Here is a 21,356-nt window from a genome sequence, read left to right as displayed (position 1 = left end):
CTTCAGGCGTGGGCCATCACGACTTGCGGGATGCGTACGCGTTCCGGCTGGCCGGCCTGCACGGTCTTGATGACGTTCCAGACCATCACCAACATGCCACCCAGATACAGCAGCCCGCCAACCAGCCGCGTCACATAGAACGGCCAGGTCGCCTTGACGCTCTCGACAAAGGTGTAGACCAGCGTGCCGTCCGGGTTGACCGCGCGCCACATCAGGCCCTGCATGACGCCGGCGATCCACATCGCGGCGATGTAGAGCACGATGCCCACGGTAGCGATCCAGAAATGCAGCTCGATGGCACTCTTGGAGTACATCTGCGTGCGGCCGAACATCCGCGGGATCAGGTGGTAGAGCGAGCCCATGGAGATCAGCCCCACCCAGCCCAGCGCCCCGGCGTGCACGTGGCCGACGGTCCAGTCGGTGTAGTGCGACAGCGCGTTGACCGTCTTGATCGACATCAGCGGCCCCTCGAAGGTGGCCATGCCGTAGAACGACAGCGCGACGATGAGGAACTTCAGGATGGGGTCGTCGCGCAGCTTGTGCCAGGCACCCGACAGCGTCATGACGCCGTTGATCATGCCGCCCCAGCTGGGCGCCAGCAGAACTAGGCTGAAGATCATGCCCACGCTCTGCGCCCAGTCCGGCAGCGCCGTGTAGTGCAGGTGGTGCGGGCCCGCCCACATGTAGGTGAAGATCAGCGCCCAGAAGTGGACGATGGACAGCCGGTAGCTGTAGACCGGCCGCTCGGCCTGCTTGGGGATGTAGTAATACATCATCCCGAGGAAGCCGGCAGTCAGGAAGAAGCCGACCGCGTTATGGCCGTACCACCACTGCACCATGGCGTCTTGCACGCCGGCATAGGCCGAATAGCTCTTCCAGAACGTGACCGGCAGCACCGCGCCGTTGACGATGTGCAGCAGCGCCACCGCCAGGATGAAGGCGCCAAAAAACCAGTTGGCCACGTAGATGTGGCGGATCTTGCGGCGCCCCACCGTGCCGAAGAAGACGATGGCGTAGGCCACCCAGGAGACAGTGATGAGCAYGCCGATCGGCCACTCCAGCTCGGCATATTCCTTGCCGCGCGTGAAGCCCATGGGCAGCGTGATGGCCGCCGCGACGATGACCGCCTGCCAGGACCAGAAATGGAACCAGGCCAGCATGGGCGCGAACAGGCGCGTCTGGCCGGTGCGCTGCACGACGTGGTAGCTCGTCGCCATCAGCGTGCAGCCGCCAAACGCAAAGATGACCGCGTTGGTGTGCAGTGGCCGCAGCCGCCCATAACTCAACCATGAGATGCCGAAGTTCAGCTCCGGCCAGGCCAGCTGCGCAGCGATGAACACGCCCACCGCCATGCCCACCACGCCCCAGAGCACGGCGGCCAGCGCGAATGCGCGCACGGGGCCGTCCTCGTATGTCGTCCCGGCTGTGGCTTCTGATGCCACCAGGACTCTTTCGTTCGCCATCGCGACTCCTTCAGTCTTATGCGAACGATTCTTCTCGGCGGAGCCCTCAGGTGCCTTGATCCTTGTCAAGCAGGATGCGTTCAGCCTCCATTTCGAAGCCATCGAGTTGCCCGGAGTTCACGGCCCAGCCAAATACGGCCACGATGAGCAGCACCAGCACGACCGAGAAGGGGATGAGGAGGTAGAGGATGTCCATCAGCGATTGAGCCGTTGAGCGTTGAGAACGACGAACAGAGAACTCGCGGCCATGCCGATTCCTGCGGCCAATGGCGGCAACAGCCCGGCGAGCGCCAACGGCACGCAGGCGAGGTTGTAGAGCGCCGCCCAGGCCAGGTTCTGGCGCAGCACGCGGCGCGTCTTCTGCGCCAGCGCCAGCGCCTGCGGGATGGCCATCAGCCGGTTGGACACCAGCAGCGCATCCGCCGCGCTGCGCGCCAGCATGGCGCCCTGCCCCATGGCGATACGCACGTCGGCAGCGGCCAGCACGGGCGCGTCGTTGATGCCGTCGCCCACCATCAACACGCGCTCGCCCGCAGCCTGCCACTCGCGCACGGCGGTGAGCTTGGACTCGGGCGTCGCGCCGGCCCGCCAGTGGGCGATGTCCAGCGCGGCAGCCATGCGTGCGACGGCGGCGGGCTGGTCACCCGACAGCAGGCGCACACGCCGGCCTTGCGTACGCAGCGCCCTGACGGCCTCGGCCGCATCGGCGCGTGGCGCCTCGACGAGGTCCAGCCAGAGCACACAGTCCCCGCAGCCGAAGGCCAATCGCGCGGCAGGGTCGGGTTGCGGGCTGACCCAGGCGGGCGCGCCCAGGCGCCACAGCTTGCCGGTCACATCGCGCGCCTGTACGCCACGGCCTGGCACTTCGCGCACGTCGGTCCACGTGCCCGCAGTGCCATCGGCCAGGGCCAGTGCAGCCGGGTGGCGCGACAACGCGGCCAGGCTGCGCGCCACGGGCAGCAGCGCGTCGGCGTACATGCCCTCGGCTGCCCAATGCCGGTGCAGTTGCAACCGATCCTCGCCGAGCGTGCCGGTCTTGTCGAAGGCGACGGTGTCGATGTCGCACAGCCGCTCTAGCGCCGACAAGTCGGTCAGCAGCAGGCCGCGCCGCGCCAACGCGCCGCTGGCCGTCAGCCACGCGGCGGGCGTAGCCAGCGTCAACGCGCAGGGGCAGGTGACGATGAGCACCGCCACCGCAACCGCCACCGCGCGTGACGGGTCAATCCACCACCAGGCAAGACCCGCCGTCAGTGCCAGCAGCAGCACGCCCGCCGTGAAGCCAGCCGCCACGCGTTCGATCAGGCCGCTGGCCGACGACCGCTGGCTCTGCGCCTGCTGCATCAACCTCACGATGCCCTGGGCTGCCGTGTCCGCACCCACGCGCTGCACGGCAACGACGAGGGAGCCATCCAGGTTGATGCTGCCCGCCACGACCGCATCGCCCACGGCCTTCGCGACCGGTGCGGATTCACCCGTCAGCAGCGCCTCGTTGACGAAGCCCAGGCCCGACAGCACGCAGCCATCGGCCGCAAAGGCCTCGCCGGCCGCGACGCGGATACGGTCGCCCGTCCGCAACACTTCTGGCTGCACACGTTCGCCGCTGCCGTGGTCGTTCAAGCGCTCCGCCGTCATCGGCAGGGAACCTGCCACGGCCTCCAGCGCATCCGCCGCACGGTGGCGCGCGCCAAGCTCGTACCAGCGTGCCAGCAGCAGCAGCGCGACGAACATCGTCAGCGAGTCGAAGTAGACCTCGTGGCCCAGCGCACCACCGGGGTCGAACAGAGCGCCGGTGCTGGCGATGAAGGTGACCGCCAGCCCCACCGTGACCGGCACGTCCATGCCCAGCCGCCCGGCCCTCAACTGCCGCCAGGCGCCGCTGAAAAACGGCCCGGCCGCGAAGGCCATCACCGGCAAGGTCAGCACCCAGCTGCCCCAGCGCAGCAACCGGTCCAGGTCGGGCGCCAGCTCGCCGGCCTCGGCCACATAGGCCGGCGTCGCCAGCATCATGACCTGCATCATCAGGAAGCCTGCGACGAACAGCCGCCACAGCGCCTGCCGCCTTTCCTGCCGGCGCAGCTCGCGCGCCGGCGCGGCGACATCCGGGGTGGCGCGGTAGCCGGCGGCCTGCAGCGCGGCCAGCACATCGGCCAGTGCAACCAGCGAGGGCCGCCACCGCAACGCCAGACGCGCCGACGCCGCGTTGACGCTGGCCGCCTCAACGCCCGGCAGCTTCAGCAGCGCCGCTTCGATCAGCCCCGAGCAGGCCGCGCAATGCATGCCCGCCACCTGCAACTGCGACAAGGCCACGCCTCCCGGGCCGTCGGGCCAGGTCGTGAAGGGGGCAAGGGTCTGCGCGTCGGCATCGGCCGCGTGCAAGCCAGGAGGTGGAGCGCTCACATCGGCAATCTAGTCCGCARCTGCGGCGGCTCCCATGACGTGCATCAAGGCATTCGCAATCTCCCACCCGCTGCCGCGCGCTTTCGGGAATGCGTCTTGCATGCCCGCAGGGCCTCCCCAGCATTTCAGGAGGCCAGGCATGTCAGATCTCTCGGAACCCCTTAGCGCTTCGAGCACGAGCTCGGGCACGACGTTCTCTCACGTGAAGCCGGGCGACACGCCCTGGCGCAGTGACGGCCTGAGGGACTTTTTCCTCTACCGGGACCTCGGCATCTCCGCAGCCACCGGCGGCCGCGTTATCGCGCACCTTGTGAAGGCGAACATGGCCCCGGAAAAGGGCACGGGATGGCACCGTCATGAGGCGGATTTCCAGATCGTGCTGATGACCAAGGGCTGGGCCAAGTTCATGTACGGCGACCAGGAGACCCTCGTCGAGGCCGGCGACTGCGTGCACCAGCGCCCGGGCATCGTGCACTACCTGTTCGATTACTCGCCGGACATGGAGTACCTGGAGATCGTGTCACCGGCCGACTTCAAGTCCATCGACGCCCCGGCGCCTTGCGACGTCCCTATCCCTACGCCCTGGGCTTGATGCGTTGAACAGCGCCCACGCGCTGTTCAACGCCCCCGTTCAGAAGTCCATGTCGAGGAGGTCGATCTCCTCCGGCTCCAGCTTGGCCTCGGCAATCCAGGTCTTCATCTCCGTCATGTCCAGGATGGCGTCGCGGTAGGCCGCGCAGGCAGCCGGCAGCGCCACGCCATAGGTCTGGAAGCGCGTGGCCACGGGCGCGAAGATGGCGTCGGCGGCGCTGCGTTTTTTGCCGAACAGGAAAGGGCCGCCGTACTTGTCCAGGCAGTCGCTCCAGATCTCGACGATGCGCTCGATGTCCGGCTTGGCGCCGGCCCAGATCTTGTGCTTGGGAAAGCGCCCTTTGAGGTTCATCGGCAGCGCCGAGCGCAGGTTGGCGAAGCCCGAGTTCATCTCGCCGCAGACCGCCCGCGCGTGGGCCCGCGCCACGCGGTCCGCCGGCCACAGCCCGGCCTTGGGAAAGGTCTCGTTGAGGTACTCGGCAATAGCCAGCGTGTTCCAGACCGTTGCACCCTCATGGCGCAGGCAGGGCACCCGGATGGACGGCGCCAACAGCAGCAGTTCCTTCCTGGCGTCCGCGTCGTCGGACGGCAGCATGACCTCCTCGAAGGTCAGCCCCGCAAAGCGGGTCAGCAGCCAGCCGCGCAGCGACCAAGACGAGTAGTTCTTGCTGCTCAAGGTCAGCGTGGCAACCGGCAGGGCGGGCGGCGGAGGCGCGATGGCCTTGCTGGACTTGCCTGCCGTGGATCTGGCTGGTTTGGTCGGCGTGGCAACGGGCATGGGCATCTCCTTGATGTCGGGGGCTTCACCTGCCTCGACGCAAGCCCCATGCCACGCTGGCGCGCTCCTTGCGATACCTGAGGCACCACCAAAGCGCAGGAGACACCATGTACCCAGCCTATCAGGCCCATGTCGACCTGCTGTGGCCGCTGCGCGCAGCGACCCGCTGGTCCCTGCCCTTCCTGCAGGACCCGAACATTGCCGACAACAACTGGTTGCCCGCGCGCCAGATGGCGGCCGCCGGCCAGGTCTTCGAGCTGGCCCAGGTCACGCACAAGCGCCCGCCCTGGCGCATCGCCGACGTCGTCGGCAGCGGCGGCGAGCACTGGCCGGTGGCCGAGGAGGCCGTGCTGACCACGCCGTTCGCCACGCTGATGCGCTTTCGCCGCGAGGGCGCGGCGGCGGCGCCCAAGGTGCTGGTCGTGGCGCCCATGTCGGGCCACTTCGCCACGCTGCTGCGCGACACCGTGCGCACGCTGCTGCAGGACCACGACGTCTACATCACCGATTGGCACAACGTGCGCGACGTGCCGATGTCGGCCGGTCGCTTCGGCCTGGACGAATACACCCAGCACCTGATCGACTTCCTGGCGGCCATGGGCCCCGGCGCCAACGTCGTGGCGGTCTGCCAGCCCTGCGTCAGCGCGCTGGCCGCCGTTGCCGTGATGGCCGAGGACGACCACCCCGCCACGCCGGCCAGCCTGACGCTGATGGCCGGCCCCATCGACTGCCGCGTGAACCCGACGGCGGTGAACGAGCTGGCGACGAGCAAGCCCATAGATTGGTTCAAGAAGAACCTCATCAGCCATGTGCCTTGGCAGCACGGCGGCGCGGGGCGGCGGGTCTACCCGGGCTTCGTGCAGCTGTCGGCCTTCATGAGCATGAACAAGGACCGCCACGCCAACGCCTTCAAGGACTACTACAAGCACCTCGTCAACGACGAGTTCGACAAGGCCGAGATCACCCGCACCTTCTACGAGGAATACATGGCCGTGGCCGACCTCGCGGCGGACTTCTATCTGGAGACCGTGGAGCGCGTCTTCCAGACCTACGACCTGCCGCGCGGCGAGTTGATGTTCAAGGGCCGCCGCGTCAACCCGGCCGCCATCCGCCGCACCGCGCTGCTGACCGTGGAAGGCGAGCGCGACGACATCTGCTCGGTCGGCCAGACCCTGGCCGCGCAGGACCTGGCCAGCAGCCTGAAGCAATACCTGCGCACCCACTACATCCAGCCCAACGTGGGCCACTACGGCGTGTTCAGCGGCCGGCGCTGGCAACACCAGGTCTACCCGCTGGTGCGGCGCGTCATTCAGGTCTCGCAATGAAAAAGGCCGGCTGATGCCGGCCTTTGTTCAGGAGCGATTCGCGATCAGGCGAAATTCGCTTCGGCGAACGACCAGTTCACCAGGTTCGACAGGAAGGTCTCGACGAACTTCGGGCGCAGGTTGCGGTAGTCGATGTAGTAGGCGTGTTCCCACACGTCGACGGTCAGCAGCGCGGTGTCGGCGGTGGTCAGCGGCGTGCCGGCGGCGCCGGTGTTGACGATGTCGACCGTGCCGTCCGGCTTCTTGACCAGCCAAGTCCAGCCCGAGCCGAAGTTGCCGACGGCGCTCTTCACGAAGGCTTCCTTGAAGGCCGCATAGCTGCCCCACTTGGCGTTGATGGCCTCGGCCAGCGCGCCGCTGGGCTCGCCGCCGCCTTGCGGCTTCAGGCAGTTCCAGAAGAAGGTGTGGTTCCAGATCTGGGCCGAGTTGTTGTAGATGCCGCCGCTGGAGGTCTTGATGATCTCTTCCAGCGTCTTGCTCTCGAACTCGGTGCCCTTTTGCAGGTTGTTGAGGTTCACGACGTAAGCGTTGTGGTGCTTGCCGTGGTGGAACTCCAGCGTTTCCTTGCTGTAGTGCGGGGCCAGCGAATCAATCGGGAAAGGCAGCGGGGGCAGCGTGTGTTCCATCGTGGAATCCTCAAGGGTTTGGGGGGAAGGGAGACGCGGACGATTGTAGGGAGCGTGCATCACCCTTGCGGCGAAGGCTGTACCCCAAGAACGCGCAAGTCGACGCTGCCGTCGGCCAGCACGGCGCGCACCTCGTGGCCGGGCAGCAGCGCATGCACCGACGTGATCGCGCCACCCTGCCCGTCGTCCAGCCAGGCATAGCCGCGGGCCAGCACATGCTGCGGGTCCAGCGCCTGCAGCCGGGCCTGCAGCGCGTCCAGGCGCGCGCCCTGGCGGCGCAGCGTTTCGGCCAGCGCACGCGCCGGGCGCGGGGCCAGGTGAGCCAGGCGCTGGCGCTGCAGCTCGACGCGCCGGCCCGGTGCCGCAGCGGCGCGCTGAGCGAGCAGGTCCAGCAGGCGGCGCTGGCGGGCCAGCACGTCGCTGGGGCGGGACAGGCGCAGGGCGATGCGGTCCAGGCGCTGGGCCAAGCTCTGCAGGCGCTGCTCGGTGCGCAGGCTAATCGACCGCTCCAGGCTGGCCAACATCTGCAGCAGCGCGTCCCGCGACGGCGCGGCGAGCTCGGCGGCGGCCGTGGGCGTGGGCGCGCGCAGGTCGGCGGCCAGGTCGCACAGCGTCACGTCGGTCTCGTGGCCCACGCCGCAGACGACCGGCAGCGCCGACGCCGCCACCGCGCGCACGACGCGCTCGTCGTTGAAGGCCCACAGGTCTTCCAGCGAGCCGCCGCCACGCACCAGCAGCAGCAGGTCCACCTCGGCCCGGTCGTTGGCGATGCGCAGTGCGTTGACGAGGGCCGGCGGCGCCTCGACGCCCTGCACAGGGCTGGGGTAGACGACAACCTCGACCTGCGGCGCCCGCCGCGCAAGCGCCGTCAGCACGTCATGCAGCGCGGCACCGGCCGTGGACGTGACCACGCCGATGCGACGCGGCAGCATCGGCAGCGGACGCTTGGCGTCTTCGTCAAACAGGCCCTCGGCCGCCAGCCGTGCGCGCAGCTTCAGGAACTGCTCGTACAGCGTGCCGGCACCGGCCCGGCGCATGGCCTCGACGACGAATTGCAGCTCGCCGCGCGGCTCGTAGACGGCCACGCGCCCACGCAGCTCCACCAGCGAACCATCACCGGGCGTGAAGTCCAGCATCGCCGCCGCGCGGCGGAACATCGCGCAGCGCAGGCTGGCCGCCAGACCGTCGGCGTCCTTCAGCCCGAAGTAGCAGTGGCCACTGGCCGCCCGCGTGAAGCCCGAGATCTCGCCGCCGACCACGACCACCGAGAAGCGCTCGGCCAGGCTCTGGCTGACGGCCTCCAGCAGGCCGGCCACGCCCCAGACACGACGATTTGATGCGGCTTCGCGGCCGTCAATCACGCGCAAACCCAATGCCGGCGCGGGCCGGGAAGTCCACAGCCGCGCCAATACTGGGCTGGCGGGCGATTTCGGCTCATCGCGCCTGTCACGGCGCTGTCATGAGCACATAAGGCCTTGTTTTTCAATTCGAATTCCGCTGCTCAATCTTGAGGCAAGTTGTCCAAGGCCTTGATTTGACGGCCTCTGCCGGCTCGCGCACCGGTGTTGCCCACAAAGTTATCCACAGCAACGGTGGATTGTGGGAACGCTTTCTTGGTGCTGAAGCTCCGGCCGGAGGGGCCAAGCCTGGGTCCATAATCCCGCGCACTTCCTGGCCGTTTCGCGGCCGTTTTTTTGGACGGGGACGCCCTTGTTTTCGATCATACAAGCCGCCGGTTGGCCCATCTGGCCCTTGCTCCTGTGCTCCGTGGTGGCGCTGGCCCTGATCATCGAACGCTTCACCAGCCTGCGCAGCAGCCGCGTCCTGCCGCCGCGCCTGCTGGAAGACGTGCTCAACGTCAGCGCCCAGCAACTGCCCGCGCCCGACATGGTGGACCGCCTGGCCGAGAACTCGGTGCTGGGCGAGGTACTGGCCTCCGGCCTGCGGGCCGTCACCGCCGAGCCGCAGATGCCCGAAGGCAAGCTGCGCATGGTGTTCGAGTTCGCCGGCCGCCGCGCCGTGCATCAGCTCGAGCGCTACATGAACACGCTGGGCACCATCGCCACCGCCGCGCCGCTGCTGGGCCTGATGGGCACGGTGGTCGGCATGATCGAGATCTTCGGCAGCCAGACGCCCGGCGGCGGCAACCCCGCCCAGCTGGCGCACGGCATCTCCATCGCCCTCTACAACACCGCCTTCGGCCTGATGATCGCTATTCCCGCGCTGATGTTCTACCGCTACTTCCGCGGCCGCATCGAGGAGTACGTGCTCGAGCTCGAAGCCGCAGCCGACCGCATGCTCGGCCAGTTGCGCCGCTACACGGTCTGACGTCATGAGGTTCCGTTCACCCCACCGCGAGCCGCCGGAGATCAACCTGATCCCCTTCATCGACGTGCTGTTGGTGATCCTGATCTTCCTGATGCTGTCGACGACGTATTCCAAGTTCACCGAGCTGCAGATCACGCTGCCCTCGGCCGACGCGGACAAGCTCAAGGACCGGCCGCAGGAAGTCATCGTCGGCATCGCCGCCGATGGCCGCTTCGTCATCAACCGCCAGGCCGTCGAAGGCCGCTCGGTCGACATCCTCATCGCGGCGCTGCGCCAGGCCTCGGGCGGCAACACCGAGGCCTCGATCATCATCTCGGCTGACGCCGCCACGCCCCACCAGGCCGTCATCAACGTGATGGACGCGGCCCGCCGCGTCGGCCTGACCCGTGTCACCTTCGCCGCGCAGACCGACGCTCGCTGATCGCTTGCAGCAGGAGTGGCTGACGGGCGGTGCGCTGTCCGCCGCGCTGCTGCCGCTGAGCTGGGTCTACCGTGCGCTGCTGGCCTTGCGTTCGCTGGCCTACCGGCTCGGGCTGAAGCGCACCGAGACGCTGCCGGTGCCGGTCATCGTCGTCGGCAACTGGATCGTCGGCGGCGCCGGCAAGACGCCCATGACGCTGGCCCTGTTGGAGCTGCTGCGCGCACGCGGCCTGCGAGCCGGCGTCATCTCGCGCGGTTATGGGCGTGAAGGCGATGACGTCTCCCTCGTCACCCGCGATTCAACGGCGCGCGAGGCCGGCGACGAACCCCTGCTCATCCATCTGCGTGGCCGTGTGCCGGTCGCCGTCGGCCGCGACCGCGTGGCCGCCGCGCGGGCCTTGCTGGCGGCGCACCCCAACCTGGACCTGCTCGTCAGCGACGACGGCCTGCAGCATTGGCGGCTGCCGCGGCGCTTAAGCCTGCTGGTCTTCGACGAGCGTGGCCTGGGCAACGGCCGCCTGCTGCCCGCCGGCCCGCTGCGCCAGCCGCCCGAAGTGCCGGCGGCCGACCAGCTCGTCGTCTATAACGCCCCGCAGCCCAGCACCGCCCTGCCCGGCTTCGTGGCCGAGCGCCGGCTGACGGGTGCGGTCTCGCTGGCTGGCTGGTGGGCCGGCGAGCCGGCCTCGCTGGACGCACTGCTCGCGCTGCGCGACCGCCCGGGCCTGCTGGCCGTCGCCGGCATCGCGCGGCCCCAGCGCTTCTTCGACATGCTGGCCGCGCAGGGGCTGCGGGCCGACACGCTGGCCCTGCCCGACCACGCCGACTTCGCCACGCTGCCCTGGCCCCCCGGTGTGGCCGGCGTCGTGCTGACCGAGAAGGACGCCGTCAAGCTGCCGCCCGGGCGCGTCGGCACCCTGCCCGTCTGGGTCGTGGCGCTAGACTTCTCGCCCGGCGCCGGCTTCGAGGCCGCGCTGGACGCCCAACTGCAAAAACTCTTCGCTCCTGCCTAATGGATCAACGCCTCATCGAAATGCTGGTCTGCCCGCTGTGCAAGAGCCCGCTCACGCTGCTGCGCGAAGGCGCCGGCCTGGAGTTGCCAGCCCTGGCCTGCCGCGCCGACCGCCTGGCCTTCCCCATCCGCGACGGCATCCCGCTGATGCTGGAGAGCGAAGCCAAGGCCTGGGACCCGGACGCGCCGGCGCCGCCGGTCGTCCTCGCCCCGTGAGCTTTACCGTCATCATCCCGGCACGTCTGGCGTCGACCCGGCTGCCAAACAAGCCGCTGGCCGACATCGCCGGCCTGCCAATGATCGTGCGCGTGGCGCATCGCGCGGCTGAATCGGGTGCAAGCCAGGTCGTCGTCGCCACCGACGCACCCGAAGTCGCCACCGCCTGCGCCGCCCACGGCGTGCGCGCACTGATGACGCGCGCCGACCACCCCTCCGGCAGCGACCGCCTCGCCGAGGCCGTCGAGCAGCTCGGCCTGGCCGACGACGCCGTCGTCGTCAACGTGCAGGGCGACGAGCCGTTGATCGCGCCCGCCATGATCGACGCCTGCGCCGCGACGCTCGCCGCCCAGCCCGACTGCGTGATGGCCACCGTCGCCCACGCGCTGACCGACCCTTCCGAGTTTGCGAATCCTAACGTCGTCAAGCTCGTCACTGACAAGGTCGGGCGCGCCCTCTACTTCTCGCGCGCGCCCATCGCCTGGTGGCGCGATGGCGCCGGCCAGCCCAACCAGGCGCTGCGCCATGTTGGCCTCTACGCCTACCGTGCTGGCTTCCTGCGCCGCTTCCCAACGCTGGCGGTCAGTCCGCTGGAGCAGATCGAGTCGCTGGAGCAATTGCGCGTGCTTTGGCATGGCGAGCGCATCGCCGTACATGTCAGCGCCGAACGGCCCGGCCCGGGTGTCGACACGCCCGAGGATCTGGAGCGCGTCAGGCGTCTGCTGGCGGCTTGAACGGCCCGCCGGCGTCAGGCCGGCGAAAGGCCACATGCGATACTTGGTCGCTGACGAGGCGGGACGTTTCTTGACGATCCCGACACAACGAGGAGACCCATGCGATTGATTCTTCTGGGCGCCCCGGGCGCCGGCAAAGGCACCCAAGCGGCCTTCATCTGCAAGCAATTCGGCATTCCGCAGATCTCCACCGGCGACATGCTGCGTGCCGCCGTCAAGGCCGGCACGCCACTGGGCCTGAAGGCCGATGCCGTCATGAAGTCCGGCGCCCTGGTCAGCGACGACCTGATCATCGACCTGGTGAAGGAGCGCATCGCCCAGCCCGACTGCGCTGCCGGTTTCCTGTTCGACGGTTTCCCCCGCACCATTCCCCAGGCCGACGCGATGAAAGCCGCCGGCGTGAAGCTGGATTACGTGCTCGAGATCGACGTGCCCTTTGACGCCATCATCGAGCGCATGAGCGGCCGCCGCTCCCACCCGGCCTCGGGCCGCACCTATCACGTCAAGTTCAACCCGCCCAAGGTTGAAGGCAAGGACGACGCGACCGGTGAAGAGTTGGTGCAGCGCCCCGACGACGAGGAGGCCACCGTCAAGAAGCGCCTGGACGTCTACTCCGCGCAGACCCGCCCGCTGGTCGACTACTACTCGCAATGGGCCGCCACCGGCGACGCCAGCGCGCCCAAGTACCGCCGCATCGAGGGCCTGGGTTCGGTCGACGACATCACGCGCCGCGCGCTGGCCGCATTGGCCTGATCCCTGCTTCATCGAAGACAAGCCGCAGCGCGCGAGCCCTGCGGCTTTTTTGTTGGCGACAATTGACGTTTACGTCAACCAGGAGATCCTCACCATGGAAATTGCAGGCAAGGTGTTCATCGTCACCGGCGGCGCCTCGGGCCTCGGCGAAGGTACGGCCCGCATGCTGGCCAGTCACGGCGCCAAGGTCGTCATTGCGGACTTGCAGGCCGAACGGGGCCAAGCCGTGGCCGCTGAAATCGGCGGCGTCTACGTCAAGTGCGACGTCAGCCAGGAGGCCGACGGTCAGGCGGCCGTCGCCGCCGCCACGGGCCTCGGCAAGCTGGTCGGCCTGGTGAACTGCGCCGGCATCGCCCCGGCCATCAAGACGGTCGGCAAGGACGGAGCCCATCCGCTCGCCAGCTTCACGAAGACGATCACCGTCAACCTGATCGGCACGTTCAACATGATCCGCCTCGCCGCCGAAGCGATGGCCAGGAACGAACCCGAACCGACCGGCGAGCGCGGCGTGCTGATCTCGACGGCTTCCGTCGCCGCCTACGACGGCCAGATCGGCCAGGCGGCCTATTCCGCGTCCAAGGGCGGCGTCGTCGGCATGACGCTGCCCATCGCCCGCGACCTGGCCCGCAACGGCATCCGCAACATGACCATCGCGCCCGGCATCTTCGGCACGCCCATGCTGTTCGGCATGCCGCAGGAGGTGCAGGATGCGCTGGCCGCCAGCGTGCCCTTCCCGAGCCGCCTGGGTACGCCGCAGGACTACGCCAAGCTCGTGCACCAGATCGTCACCAACGAGATGCTGAACGGCGAGGTCATCCGCCTCGACGGCGCGATTCGCCTGGCGCCAAGGTAATCAGACCTCGGCCGGAATGAAAAACGGGCCTGGTTCGCACCAGGCCCGTTTCGTTTCCGTTGCCGAAGATCAGCGCTTGCGCGACTGAATGATCCACAAGCGAGCCAGGTCCGCAGCGCCTTCCGTGCCCTTGACCGACTTCCAGGCGGCCTGCGCCTTGGCATGATCGCCAGCGAGCTGGTACGCCAGACCGAGGTAGAGCTTGGCATCTTCAGGGCGCTTCAGGTTGCCCTTGGTGATGCCTTGTTCGATCTGGTCGATGCCCTTCTTGGCTTGACCGCCAAAGGCATTGGCCAGACCCAGGGTGATGAACGCATTGCCGTCCTTGGCGTCCTCGGCAGCCTTCTCGTTGGCCGCCGCACCGGCCTTGGCCTCGCCGATCTTCTTGACCATCAGATCAGCCAGACGCTTATGGCGGGCACCTTCGGCGCCTTGACCGAGCACGCCGGCAGCCAGACCCTTGTCGACGACCTGCTTGCCCTCTTCCGGGTAGCCGGCCTGAGCGGCCAGTTGGGCCATCTCCATGTAGTCCTCGGCGCCACGCGACATGTTGCCGGTGGCCAGGCGCAGGCGGTAGAGGTCCAGCGCATAGCGGCTGCTGTCGAACTTCGACTTCTGCGGCAGACCGCCCAGGATCTGTGCCCAGAGCTTGGGGTCCGGGTAGTAGTTCAACAGCTTCTCGGTCGCGATGCCTTCGGCGCTGTTGTCGCCCTTTTTCTGGGCCGCGTAGAGCAGCAGATTGAGCTTGTCCTTGGCCGGGGCGCGGCCGGCACGCTCGTCGGCGGCAATCTCTTCCAGCGTGTCCTTGATCGCGCCGGTCATGTCGCCCGTCGCGAACTGCGCGTTCTGCAGCACCTGCTTCATCGTCGGGCTGTTGCCGCCCTCCTTGAAGTAGCGCTGCGCCCAGTTCAGTGCCTTGCCACCGTCGCGGTTGCGCAGATAAGTGCCGGCGATGGCTTCCATGTACTGCAGCTGCTGAGCGCCGGACAGTTTGCCCGCGCCCTTCAACGCGTCGAAGGAGCGCACCATCGTGTCGGGCTCGTTGGCCACCATGGCGGCCGAGAAACGGATGCCTTCAATGGCGTTGTTCTCGGCAGCCGTGCGACCACCCACAGCTTCGGCGTCGCGCAGCTTGTTCAGCGCATCCTTGGCCTTGCCGGCCTTGAGCAGCTTGCTCGCTTCGGTCAGCGGCGTGCCGACTTCCTTGCGCACGCTTTCCTGGGCAGCCGCCTGGCTGAAGCCGAACTCGGCGCCGGGCGCACCGTTCAGGGACAGGGCCAAGGCGCCAACGGCGACAGCCACCACGGTTTTCAAAGTCTTCAACTTGCTCTCCTGCAAAGCAAAAACGCGCCGCCCTTTCGGGCAGCGCGCATCAAAGTATCGGCGTCAACTGGCCCGAGACCACGTCACTTGACGTATTGCTCGTTACCAACCATGCCCATCTTCTTGACGTTGTTGCGCTGGGCCGAAGCCATCACCGCCGCCACCACGCCATAGTCGACCAGCTTGTTCGGCTTGATGTGGATTTCCGGCTGGTCAGACAGCGGCAACGCACCCGTCTCCTGCATCTTGGCGTTCACAGCGTCCAGACCGGGCAGCGCAGCCTCGTCCCAGTACACGGTACCGTCGAAGTCGATCATGACGGTGTGGATGACTGGATCAGACACCGGCGGCGTCGAGCTCGGCGGCGGCATGTCGAGGTTGACCGTGTGCAGCTGGATAGGGATGGTGATGATCAACATCACCAGCAGCACCAGCATCACGTCMAYCAGCGGCGTCGTATTGACGTCCATCATGACTTCGGGTTCAGCGTCCGGCGAAGCACTTCCGACATTCATTCCCATGCTTGACTCCTGGGATCAGTTGCGAGCCGGCGGCTCGGTGACGAAGTTGATCTTCATGATGCCGGCACGCTGGCTGGCGAAGATCACACGACCGACCGACTCGTAGCGGGACTTGTCGTCGCCGCGGATGTGCACCTCGGGCTGCGGGTTCTTGACTGCTTCCTTGCCGAGGCGCTGCACCAGCGCCTCCATGTCGGGAACCAGCTTCGTGCCCCAATAGACGTCGCCGTCCTTGCTGACCGAGATTTCAATGTTTTCCGGCTTGGTGACGCGAATCTGGTTGGTCTCCTTGGGGAGATTCACCGCGATCGATTGCGTCACCACCGGAACGGTGATGAGGAAGATGATCAACAGCACCAACATCACGTCCACGAGGGGCGTGGTGTTGATGGACGAGACCACATCGTCATCACCAGAGGAGGTTCCGACGTTCATGCCCATGGCATTGGCTCCTTTACGGGCTTCAGCTCAGGGATTAGCGCTTGGAGACCGAGCGGTTGCCCATCAGCACGCCGTGCAGATCACCTGCAAACGAACGGACCTGGCTCATGACGCTCTTGTTGCGGTTGACCAGCCAGTTGTAGCCCAGCACGGCCGGCACGGCGACGAACAGACCGATGGCGGTCATGATCAGCGCGGCGCCCACGGGGCCGGCCACCTTGTCGATCGAAGCCTGGCCAGCCAGACCGATGGCGGTCAGCGCGTTCAGGATGCCCCACACCGTACCGAACAGGCCGATGAAGGGAGCGGTCGAACCGACGGTTGCCAGGAAGCCCAGACCGGCAGAGATCTTGGTGTTGACGTCGGCGACGGCGCGGTCGACGTTCATCGTCACCCAGCTGCTGTGGTCGATGTTCTCGGTCAGGGCGCCTTCATGGTGCTCCGACGCATCGATGGCGGCAGTGGCGATGTAGCGGAAGGCGCTTTCTTCCTTCAGGCTCTTGACGCCATCGGCCAGGCTGGCCTTCTTGAAGAAAGTGGCACGGACGTCCTTGGCTTCAGACGACAGCTTGCTGGTGTCCCACAGGCGGACGACCAGGATGTACCAGGAACCCATGGACATGATGCCCAGCAGAACCAGCACGGCCTGGTCGACGACGTTGCCGTGGGCCAGGATGTTGGTCAGGCTGTAGGGATTCTCTGCAGGCTTGGAAGCAGCGGCGGCCGGAGCGGCGGCTGCATCGACCACAGCGGCCGAGGCAGCGTCGGCCGGCTTCTGATCTTGCGCGTGGGCAGGCGAGGCGGCCAGGGTTGCGGCCATGGCGATAGCGGCAAGGAAGCCGGTGATGCGAGAAATCATGGAGTCAACTCCTAGGGAAAGATTCTGGTTTGATACGTTCTGGATGCGCCGACGATGCGCGGCGCCAGCGTTCGAGGCGGGTGTTTCTTATTCGATCTTGAACTGGAACTCCTGCTCGAACACATGATCGCCCGGGCATTCGTAGGTTTCCTGGAGCGTCCGCGTGATCTCTTGAGTCATGGCGCGCTGAGCCTTGCGGTCCACACCACCACGCAGCGCGGTGATTTCCACCGACGTGACGCGACCGGCCTTGACGGTGGCGACTGCCTTGAAGAGGGCTTCGCCGCTCCAGTTCATGGAGGGCGTCTCCGGCTTGGACATCTTGGTGCAAACCATGCCGGCCGTGACCTTGCCCACGGGCTTAGGAGTCGGTGCAGCGGCAGGCACGGGAGCCGGCTGCGGGCGAAATTCAGTCGCTGCGGGCGGTGCGACCTGCGTCGTGGAAATAGGCGGGGCCGGCGGTGCGGGCGCGGTCACCTGGAATTCAGGCGGCGGCACGAACGGCGGCGGCGGGGCCTTGAGGTCCGGCGGCGGCGGAACAACCTTTTCAGGCGGCGGCGGCGGCTTGACCTTCTCTTCGATCACCTTGACATCGATGGGGCCGGTGACTTTCTTGACCACGTCCTTCACCAAGCCGGTGGCCAGCGCGTAGATGGCCACAACGTGAATCAGGACAACGACGCCAAAGCCCGTGAACCGGGATGCGCCTTGCTTCTCCTGCGCAAAGTTCATGCGCGCTCCTTCTTGCAACTACAAATCACAGTCAATGACTCTCTGGAAAGTGGCCACTGTGCAATGGCGGAAGTTGCGCTCCTGCCGTCGACTAGCCCCCGAAGGGCACGCATTCTAGATCGCGGAGACAACGACTCCGCCCTCGTCGAAAACATGCAGCCTGCCCGGATGGTCAAATTCCATTCAAACCCGTTCTGGCCAAAAAAAACGCCCGGTGGCGACAAGCCGTCGGGCACGCGTTTTATCGCCACGAACAGGGTGTAGCGGAACCACACCACCGGCCAAACCTGGCCATGGAAGCATCTTAGCCCTGCGTTTCCGGCCGCTTTCTTGGGGCTAACCCGGGCAAGTGCAACAGCGTGATTACACCGGGTTGAGCGTCGAAATCATGCTTGGTCACGCATGGTGACCCGCACCATCAAGCCGCGATCAGCCAACCGGTGATCGCATTGCGCTCGCCCTGCGCAAAGGGCGGAACGTAGGAGACGAAGTGCGTTTGTGGTACCGCAAACAACGACAGGGAGTTGAAGTGCGGAAAGAAGCTGTCGGTAACGCTGCCGTCACGCTCGCTGAAATTCAGCAGGCCGCCCCAGTCGGGACGCCATTGCCGCGTCAGGTTGATGACGTAGGCGATGCGCCGGTCCTCGACATCCACATGGTCGTCGTGCGCAAGCAGGAAGCTGCCGGGCGCGTACATCGTGGCCTGGGCGTAGACGCGATTGACCTCCTGGACACCGGTGATGGTTCGCATCACCGACAGGAAAGCATCGTCTGCCATATACCGGATGAAGCGGGCGAGCAGCCCCGTTTCGCCACGAAGCATGGCGTCGGCCAGGGATTCGGTGAAGAAGGAGAACTGGAATTCGTGCCGGGCGACCTCGAGGATGCCCTCGCTGAGATGGCCCCGCTGGCTCTCGTCCAGGCTGCGCAACTGATCTCCCGTGAGGCGCCGGTCACCGCCCCGGTCCCGGTAGCCCAGGCTCCAGTCGATAGCCTCGACGGCGCGAGCGAGCGCATCGGCGACGTCGGGTGCGAAGAAGTCGCGGATGAGCAGACGGCGGTCGCGACCGAATTGGGCGCTCAACGCACCCAGGTCGAGGTTGGGATTGATGTAGTCCATGGTCCGAGCGTCAAACAAAAAAGCAGGCCCGAAGGCCTGCCGAATCATGCATCCCGATCAGTGAAGATCAGAACTTGTAATTGGCGCGCAAGTAGAAGCTGCGGCCCTTGACGTCGGCATAGGTCGGGTCGAAACCGACCTGGAAGTAGTCTTCCTGGACGGTCACCGGCGGCTTCTTGTTCAGCAGATTCAGGACACCGGCGGTCAGGATCAGGTTCTTGATGCCTTTGTACTGGCCTTGCAGGCTCCACAGGTCGTACTTGGGCACATGACGCACGTCGTCATAGTCCAGGTAGCCGCTCTGACGGAAGTAGCGCACACCGGCCGCCCAGGCATTGGTGTCCCAGTCGACGCTGAAGTTCTGCTTGACGCGAACGACCGGGCCACCGGTCTGGTACTTGCCCAGCGTGTCTTCGACCTCACCCGTCACGACATTGGTTTCGCTGCTGCTCGTGACGATCGTGGCTTCCCAGCTCGGCGTGAAGCTGCCGAAATCCGTGCGGACACGGTAGCGGGCCGACAGGTCGAAGCCCGCGACCTTGGCCTGGCCGACGTTCTCAAGCGACGCCTCGACGTGATCCAGATAGCCGAGGGAGTTCTTGATGAGGCGGTTCGAGTAGACCGAGCTGCTGGCCGTCGGACCGGTCTGATGTGAGAACCAGTCCTTCAAGATGTCGTCACCGGTGAGCGCCTTGATGCCGTCCGTGATCTTGATATTGAAATAGCCCAGTTCGAGCGACACGTCCTTGATCGGCTCGAAGACAAAGCCCAGGGTGGCCGTCTTGGACTTCTCAGGCTTGAGGTTGCGGTTGCTGTTGTTGACGGCCGTCAGCTGCGTGTCGCAGTAGTTGGGGTCAGGGAAGGTCGCGCAGCCCTTGAGCGTGTTGTAGTACGGGTCGGTGAAGTTGCCACCCGTGTTGGTGCCCGCAGCCGGCGCGTACAGGTTGTCCAGCGCGGGGGCACGGAAGCCTCGGCCCACCGAGGCGCGCACCAGCAGTTCTTTGCTCGGCGTCCAGCGGATGCTGAACTTGGGGCTGGTGGAGGACAGGTTGGGCGAAGAGAACGCGCCATCGCGAGACTCGCCCTTGGTGCCGGTGTAGCGGTCAGCACGCACGGCAGCATTCAGTTCAACGTTCTTGATGACGGGCAGGTTCAGCTCGGCATAGAAGCCCATCGTCTTGCGCTCGCCGCGCACCTTGCCGGCGTTGCCCGAGCCGCCGACGATGTCGCCAGAGCCGGCGATTTCGGAATAGCCATCCAGGTACTCTTCCTTGCGGATGTCGAGACCGGCGGCGACGGCGGCGTTGCCGCCAGCCAGCGCGAACAGCTCACGCGTCAGCGACAGGTCGAATGCATTCAGCGTCGTCTTCGAGGCGCGGTTGTTGCCGGACAGCTCGGCTTCCTTCAGCAGAGCCAGGCCCGCTGCGTCGTTCGGCCCGAAGGGGTTCACGTTGCCGGTCTTCAGCACGCGCACCAATTCGGTGTCGGAGAAGTTGCCGCTCAAAAAGTCTTCGCTGGCCTTGGATGTCGCCTTCATCAGGCCGACCTTGTAGTCCCAGCCGGCCATCGTGCCCTCTGCGCCGACGAGGGCCCGGGTCATGTCGTTGGTGACCTTGGTCAGGCGCTGGCCACCGTCGACCATGCGCCACGCGATCACCAAGTCGCCGCGGTAGCCGGCGCTGCTGGAAGCATCCACGGCAGCCGTGGGGTAGTACTTGCCGCCAGCGGGGTAGAGGTAGTCGTCACGTCCCGTGGTGGAGGACGGCGTCTGCGACGAGCCCAGGATGATCTCGTTCTTCGAGTACGACAGCTCGGCGAACAGCAGGTGATCGGAACTCAGCTCGGTCGTTGCACGAAGCAGGCCGCCGTAACGCTTGGACGCCGGCACGATGTCGATCTTGCTGGTGTAGTCGTAGCGGCAGTTCGCTGCGCCGGGGAAGCTGTCCGGCGGCACGCAGGTCGGGAACTTGGCCACACCGGGGATGTAGGCACCGGTCGTGGCGTTGTAGGCGTTGGCCGGGAATGTGTTGCCCGAAGACTTGACGACGCCGATGTCCGGGCGATTGCCGGTCTTGGCGAACTCGCGATCAGCGGCGCGGATGACGTCGTACTTCTGGTAGCTGAAGGTGCCCAGCAGGTTGAACTTGTCCTTGGCCAGGTCACCAAAGCCAACACCGCCTTGCACCGAAGTGACCTTGCCGCCCGTGTCCTGGGGCTGCTCGTAGCCGATGGTGAAGTCGCCGCCGCGGAAGTCCTTGCGGGTGATGAAGTTGATGACGCCGCCGATGGCGTCGGAGCCGTAGGTGGACGAGGCACCGTCGCGCAGGATTTCGATGCGCTCGATGGCGGCCAGGGGAATGGCATTCAGGTCGACGCCCGCGCCGGCGAAGGGGTAGATCGCCAGGCGACGGCCGTTCAGCAGCACCAGCGTGCGTTCGCGGCCCAGGCCGCGCAGCGAGGCGCCGGTCTGGCCGGTAGCGGCGGAGTCGCCAATTGACTCACCGAGAGAACGGCCACCACCGTTGTTGGAGCTGAGGCGGTCGACAAGTTCCTGGACGTTGGAGGCGCCCGACTTGTCGATGGATTCACGCGTGACGATGGTCAGCGGGACTGCGGTTTCAGCGTCGATGCGCTTGATGCTGGAGCCCGTGATCTCGATACGCTCGAGCCGCTGTGCGTCCTGAGCCAGCGCGCTTGTGGCGGCCAGCGCAAGGACAGCACTCGTGATGGTGGTCTTCTTGAACATTGAAACTCCTAATGAGAGAGTTGGATGGGTCCGCCGTGATACGTGGCGGTGCCGGCCGGGATAAGGCCGATCCTCGACCCGAGGGATGCCTCGGGCTGAAAGGGTGTGCGAAGTTTGTGCG

At 66.5% G+C, this 21,356-nt stretch carries 22 protein-coding genes; 9 read left to right on the top strand and 13 right to left on the bottom strand.

Features of this window, described 5'->3' with window-relative positions:
• Positions 1-2: 2 nt before the first annotated feature.
• Genes ccoN through ACXRVZ_RS17515 form a run of 3 tightly spaced genes read right to left on the bottom strand, consistent with a single transcriptional unit; the run spans position 3 to position 3,860 of the window.
• Positions 3-1,463, bottom strand: coding sequence for a cytochrome-c oxidase, cbb3-type subunit I (gene ccoN / locus ACXRVZ_RS17525; protein WP_458232634.1), 1,461 nt, complete (start codon positions 1,461-1,463; stop codon positions 3-5).
• A gap of 46 nt (positions 1,464-1,509) precedes the next feature.
• Positions 1,510-1,659 (bottom strand): cbb3-type cytochrome oxidase assembly protein CcoS, encoded by a 150-nt coding sequence (ccoS, locus tag ACXRVZ_RS17520; RefSeq protein ID WP_457427006.1) that lies wholly within the window; start codon positions 1,657-1,659, stop codon positions 1,510-1,512.
• Positions 1,659-3,860, bottom strand: coding sequence for a heavy metal translocating P-type ATPase (locus ACXRVZ_RS17515; protein WP_457427008.1), 2,202 nt, complete (start codon positions 3,858-3,860; stop codon positions 1,659-1,661). Before ACXRVZ_RS17515 ends, ccoS begins: the two co-directional genes overlap by 1 nt.
• A 139-nt stretch (positions 3,861-3,999) precedes the next feature.
• On the opposite strand from ACXRVZ_RS17515, the gene ACXRVZ_RS17510 reads away from it, so the two are divergent.
• Complete coding sequence (locus tag ACXRVZ_RS17510; protein ID WP_457427010.1) at positions 4,000-4,452, top strand: cupin domain-containing protein; 453 nt, start codon at positions 4,000-4,002, stop codon at positions 4,450-4,452.
• A gap of 39 nt (positions 4,453-4,491) precedes the next feature.
• On the opposite strand, the gene ACXRVZ_RS17505 is transcribed toward ACXRVZ_RS17510, so the two are convergent.
• A complete protein-coding gene (locus tag ACXRVZ_RS17505; protein WP_457427025.1) occupies positions 4,492-5,148 on the bottom strand; it encodes a glutathione S-transferase family protein in 657 nt (218 codons plus the stop codon).
• A gap of 188 nt (positions 5,149-5,336) precedes the next feature.
• On the opposite strand from ACXRVZ_RS17505, the gene ACXRVZ_RS17500 reads away from it, so the two are divergent.
• On the top strand, positions 5,337-6,554 hold the full coding sequence (locus tag ACXRVZ_RS17500) for a polyhydroxyalkanoate depolymerase (protein ID WP_457427012.1): 1,218 nt from the start codon (positions 5,337-5,339) through the stop codon (positions 6,552-6,554).
• A 44-nt stretch (positions 6,555-6,598) separates the two neighbouring features.
• Here the strand turns inward: ACXRVZ_RS17500 and ACXRVZ_RS17495 are convergent, their stop codons facing one another.
• Together ACXRVZ_RS17495 and xseA are read right to left on the bottom strand one after the other, a co-directional pair.
• Positions 6,599-7,180 carry a superoxide dismutase gene (locus ACXRVZ_RS17495; RefSeq protein ID WP_458232633.1) on the bottom strand — a complete coding sequence of 194 codons (582 nt, stop codon included), beginning with the start codon at positions 7,178-7,180 and terminating at the stop codon, positions 6,599-6,601.
• 59 nt (positions 7,181-7,239) lie between these two features.
• The gene (gene xseA / locus ACXRVZ_RS17490; protein ID WP_458232632.1) at positions 7,240-8,541 is read right to left on the bottom strand and encodes an exodeoxyribonuclease VII large subunit; all 1,302 of its coding nucleotides are present in this window, start codon (positions 8,539-8,541) and stop codon (positions 7,240-7,242) included.
• 349 nt (positions 8,542-8,890) lie between these two features.
• On the opposite strand from xseA, the gene ACXRVZ_RS17485 reads away from it, so the two are divergent.
• The 7 genes from ACXRVZ_RS17485 to ACXRVZ_RS17455 all read left to right on the top strand — a co-directional run bounded on the left by ACXRVZ_RS17485 (position 8,891) and on the right by ACXRVZ_RS17455 (position 13,493).
• Positions 8,891-9,508 (top strand): MotA/TolQ/ExbB proton channel family protein, encoded by a 618-nt coding sequence (locus ACXRVZ_RS17485; protein WP_457428012.1) that lies wholly within the window; start codon positions 8,891-8,893, stop codon positions 9,506-9,508.
• A 4-nt stretch (positions 9,509-9,512) separates the two neighbouring features.
• Positions 9,513-9,929: an ExbD/TolR family protein gene (locus tag ACXRVZ_RS17480; protein ID WP_457428014.1), complete on the top strand. Its 417-nt coding sequence runs from the start codon at positions 9,513-9,515 to the stop codon at positions 9,927-9,929.
• A complete protein-coding gene (lpxK, locus tag ACXRVZ_RS17475) occupies positions 9,895-10,938 on the top strand; it encodes a tetraacyldisaccharide 4'-kinase (protein ID WP_457428016.1) in 1,044 nt (347 codons plus the stop codon). The genes ACXRVZ_RS17480 and lpxK overlap by 35 nt, the downstream gene beginning before the upstream one ends.
• Positions 10,938-11,153, top strand: a complete 216-nt coding sequence (locus ACXRVZ_RS17470; RefSeq protein ID WP_394477193.1) for a Trm112 family protein — start codon at positions 10,938-10,940, stop codon at positions 11,151-11,153. The genes lpxK and ACXRVZ_RS17470 overlap by 1 nt, the downstream gene beginning before the upstream one ends.
• Complete coding sequence (kdsB, locus tag ACXRVZ_RS17465) at positions 11,150-11,887, top strand: 3-deoxy-manno-octulosonate cytidylyltransferase (protein ID WP_457428019.1); 738 nt, start codon at positions 11,150-11,152, stop codon at positions 11,885-11,887. The genes ACXRVZ_RS17470 and kdsB overlap by 4 nt, the downstream gene beginning before the upstream one ends.
• Positions 11,888-11,986: 99 nt before the next feature.
• Positions 11,987-12,640 carry an adenylate kinase gene (gene adk, locus ACXRVZ_RS17460; RefSeq protein ID WP_457428021.1) on the top strand — a complete coding sequence of 218 codons (654 nt, stop codon included), beginning with the start codon at positions 11,987-11,989 and terminating at the stop codon, positions 12,638-12,640.
• Positions 12,641-12,734: 94 nt separating this feature from the next.
• Positions 12,735-13,493, top strand: a complete 759-nt coding sequence (locus ACXRVZ_RS17455; RefSeq protein WP_457428023.1) for a 3-hydroxyacyl-CoA dehydrogenase — start codon at positions 12,735-12,737, stop codon at positions 13,491-13,493.
• A gap of 69 nt (positions 13,494-13,562) precedes the next feature.
• Here ACXRVZ_RS17455 and ACXRVZ_RS17450 read toward each other — a convergent pair whose 3' ends face one another.
• From ACXRVZ_RS17450 to ACXRVZ_RS17420, 7 genes are all read right to left on the bottom strand, one after another.
• Entirely contained in the window at positions 13,563-14,816 is a 1,254-nt protein-coding gene (locus ACXRVZ_RS17450; RefSeq protein ID WP_457428025.1) for a hypothetical protein, read from the bottom strand.
• Between the two features lie 83 nt (positions 14,817-14,899).
• Entirely contained in the window at positions 14,900-15,337 is a 438-nt protein-coding gene (locus ACXRVZ_RS17445; RefSeq protein WP_458232631.1) for an ExbD/TolR family protein, read from the bottom strand.
• Positions 15,338-15,352: 15 nt separating this feature from the next.
• Complete coding sequence (locus ACXRVZ_RS17440; RefSeq protein WP_457428029.1) at positions 15,353-15,778, bottom strand: ExbD/TolR family protein; 426 nt, start codon at positions 15,776-15,778, stop codon at positions 15,353-15,355.
• Positions 15,779-15,812: 34 nt separating this feature from the next.
• Positions 15,813-16,637 (bottom strand): MotA/TolQ/ExbB proton channel family protein, encoded by an 825-nt coding sequence (locus tag ACXRVZ_RS17435; RefSeq protein WP_458232630.1) that lies wholly within the window; start codon positions 16,635-16,637, stop codon positions 15,813-15,815.
• A gap of 87 nt (positions 16,638-16,724) precedes the next feature.
• The gene (locus ACXRVZ_RS17430; RefSeq protein ID WP_457428033.1) at positions 16,725-17,369 is read right to left on the bottom strand and encodes a hypothetical protein; all 645 of its coding nucleotides are present in this window, start codon (positions 17,367-17,369) and stop codon (positions 16,725-16,727) included.
• A 418-nt stretch (positions 17,370-17,787) separates the two neighbouring features.
• Positions 17,788-18,489 (bottom strand): 2OG-Fe(II) oxygenase, encoded by a 702-nt coding sequence (locus tag ACXRVZ_RS17425; RefSeq protein WP_457428035.1) that lies wholly within the window; start codon positions 18,487-18,489, stop codon positions 17,788-17,790.
• A gap of 67 nt (positions 18,490-18,556) precedes the next feature.
• Complete coding sequence (locus tag ACXRVZ_RS17420; RefSeq protein WP_458232629.1) at positions 18,557-21,235, bottom strand: TonB-dependent receptor; 2,679 nt, start codon at positions 21,233-21,235, stop codon at positions 18,557-18,559.
• Between the last annotated feature and the right edge of the window lie 121 nt (positions 21,236-21,356).

The organism is Roseateles sp. P5_E8, assembly GCF_054177665.1.
The sequence above is the reverse complement of the archived record's forward strand: the minus strand, read 5'-3'. Positions and strand labels throughout refer to the sequence as shown.

What these genes read in the sequence shown, in the direction of transcription:
- ccoS (WP_457427006.1), bottom strand. Translation starts at nt 1,659, where the DNA reads ATGGACATCCTCTACCTCCTCATCCCCTTCTCGGTCGTGCTGGTGCTG.
- ACXRVZ_RS17510 (WP_457427010.1), top strand. Translation starts at nt 4,000, where the DNA reads ATGTCAGATCTCTCGGAACCCCTTAGCGCTTCGAGCACGAGCTCGGGC.
- ACXRVZ_RS17500 (WP_457427012.1), top strand. Translation starts at nt 5,337, where the DNA reads ATGTACCCAGCCTATCAGGCCCATGTCGACCTGCTGTGGCCGCTGCGC.
- ACXRVZ_RS17495 (WP_458232633.1), bottom strand. Translation starts at nt 7,180, where the DNA reads ATGGAACACACGCTGCCCCCGCTGCCTTTCCCGATTGATTCGCTGGCC.
- ACXRVZ_RS17480 (WP_457428014.1), top strand. Translation starts at nt 9,513, where the DNA reads ATGAGGTTCCGTTCACCCCACCGCGAGCCGCCGGAGATCAACCTGATC.
- ACXRVZ_RS17470 (WP_394477193.1), top strand. Translation starts at nt 10,938, where the DNA reads ATGGATCAACGCCTCATCGAAATGCTGGTCTGCCCGCTGTGCAAGAGC.
- adk (WP_457428021.1), top strand. Translation starts at nt 11,987, where the DNA reads ATGCGATTGATTCTTCTGGGCGCCCCGGGCGCCGGCAAAGGCACCCAA.
- ACXRVZ_RS17455 (WP_457428023.1), top strand. Translation starts at nt 12,735, where the DNA reads ATGGAAATTGCAGGCAAGGTGTTCATCGTCACCGGCGGCGCCTCGGGC.
- ACXRVZ_RS17440 (WP_457428029.1), bottom strand. Translation starts at nt 15,778, where the DNA reads ATGGGCATGAACGTCGGAACCTCCTCTGGTGATGACGATGTGGTCTCG.
- ACXRVZ_RS17435 (WP_458232630.1), bottom strand. Translation starts at nt 16,637, where the DNA reads ATGATTTCTCGCATCACCGGCTTCCTTGCCGCTATCGCCATGGCCGCA.
- ACXRVZ_RS17430 (WP_457428033.1), bottom strand. Translation starts at nt 17,369, where the DNA reads ATGAACTTTGCGCAGGAGAAGCAAGGCGCATCCCGGTTCACGGGCTTT.
- ACXRVZ_RS17425 (WP_457428035.1), bottom strand. Translation starts at nt 18,489, where the DNA reads ATGGACTACATCAATCCCAACCTCGACCTGGGTGCGTTGAGCGCCCAA.
- ACXRVZ_RS17420 (WP_458232629.1), bottom strand. Translation starts at nt 21,235, where the DNA reads ATGTTCAAGAAGACCACCATCACGAGTGCTGTCCTTGCGCTGGCCGCC.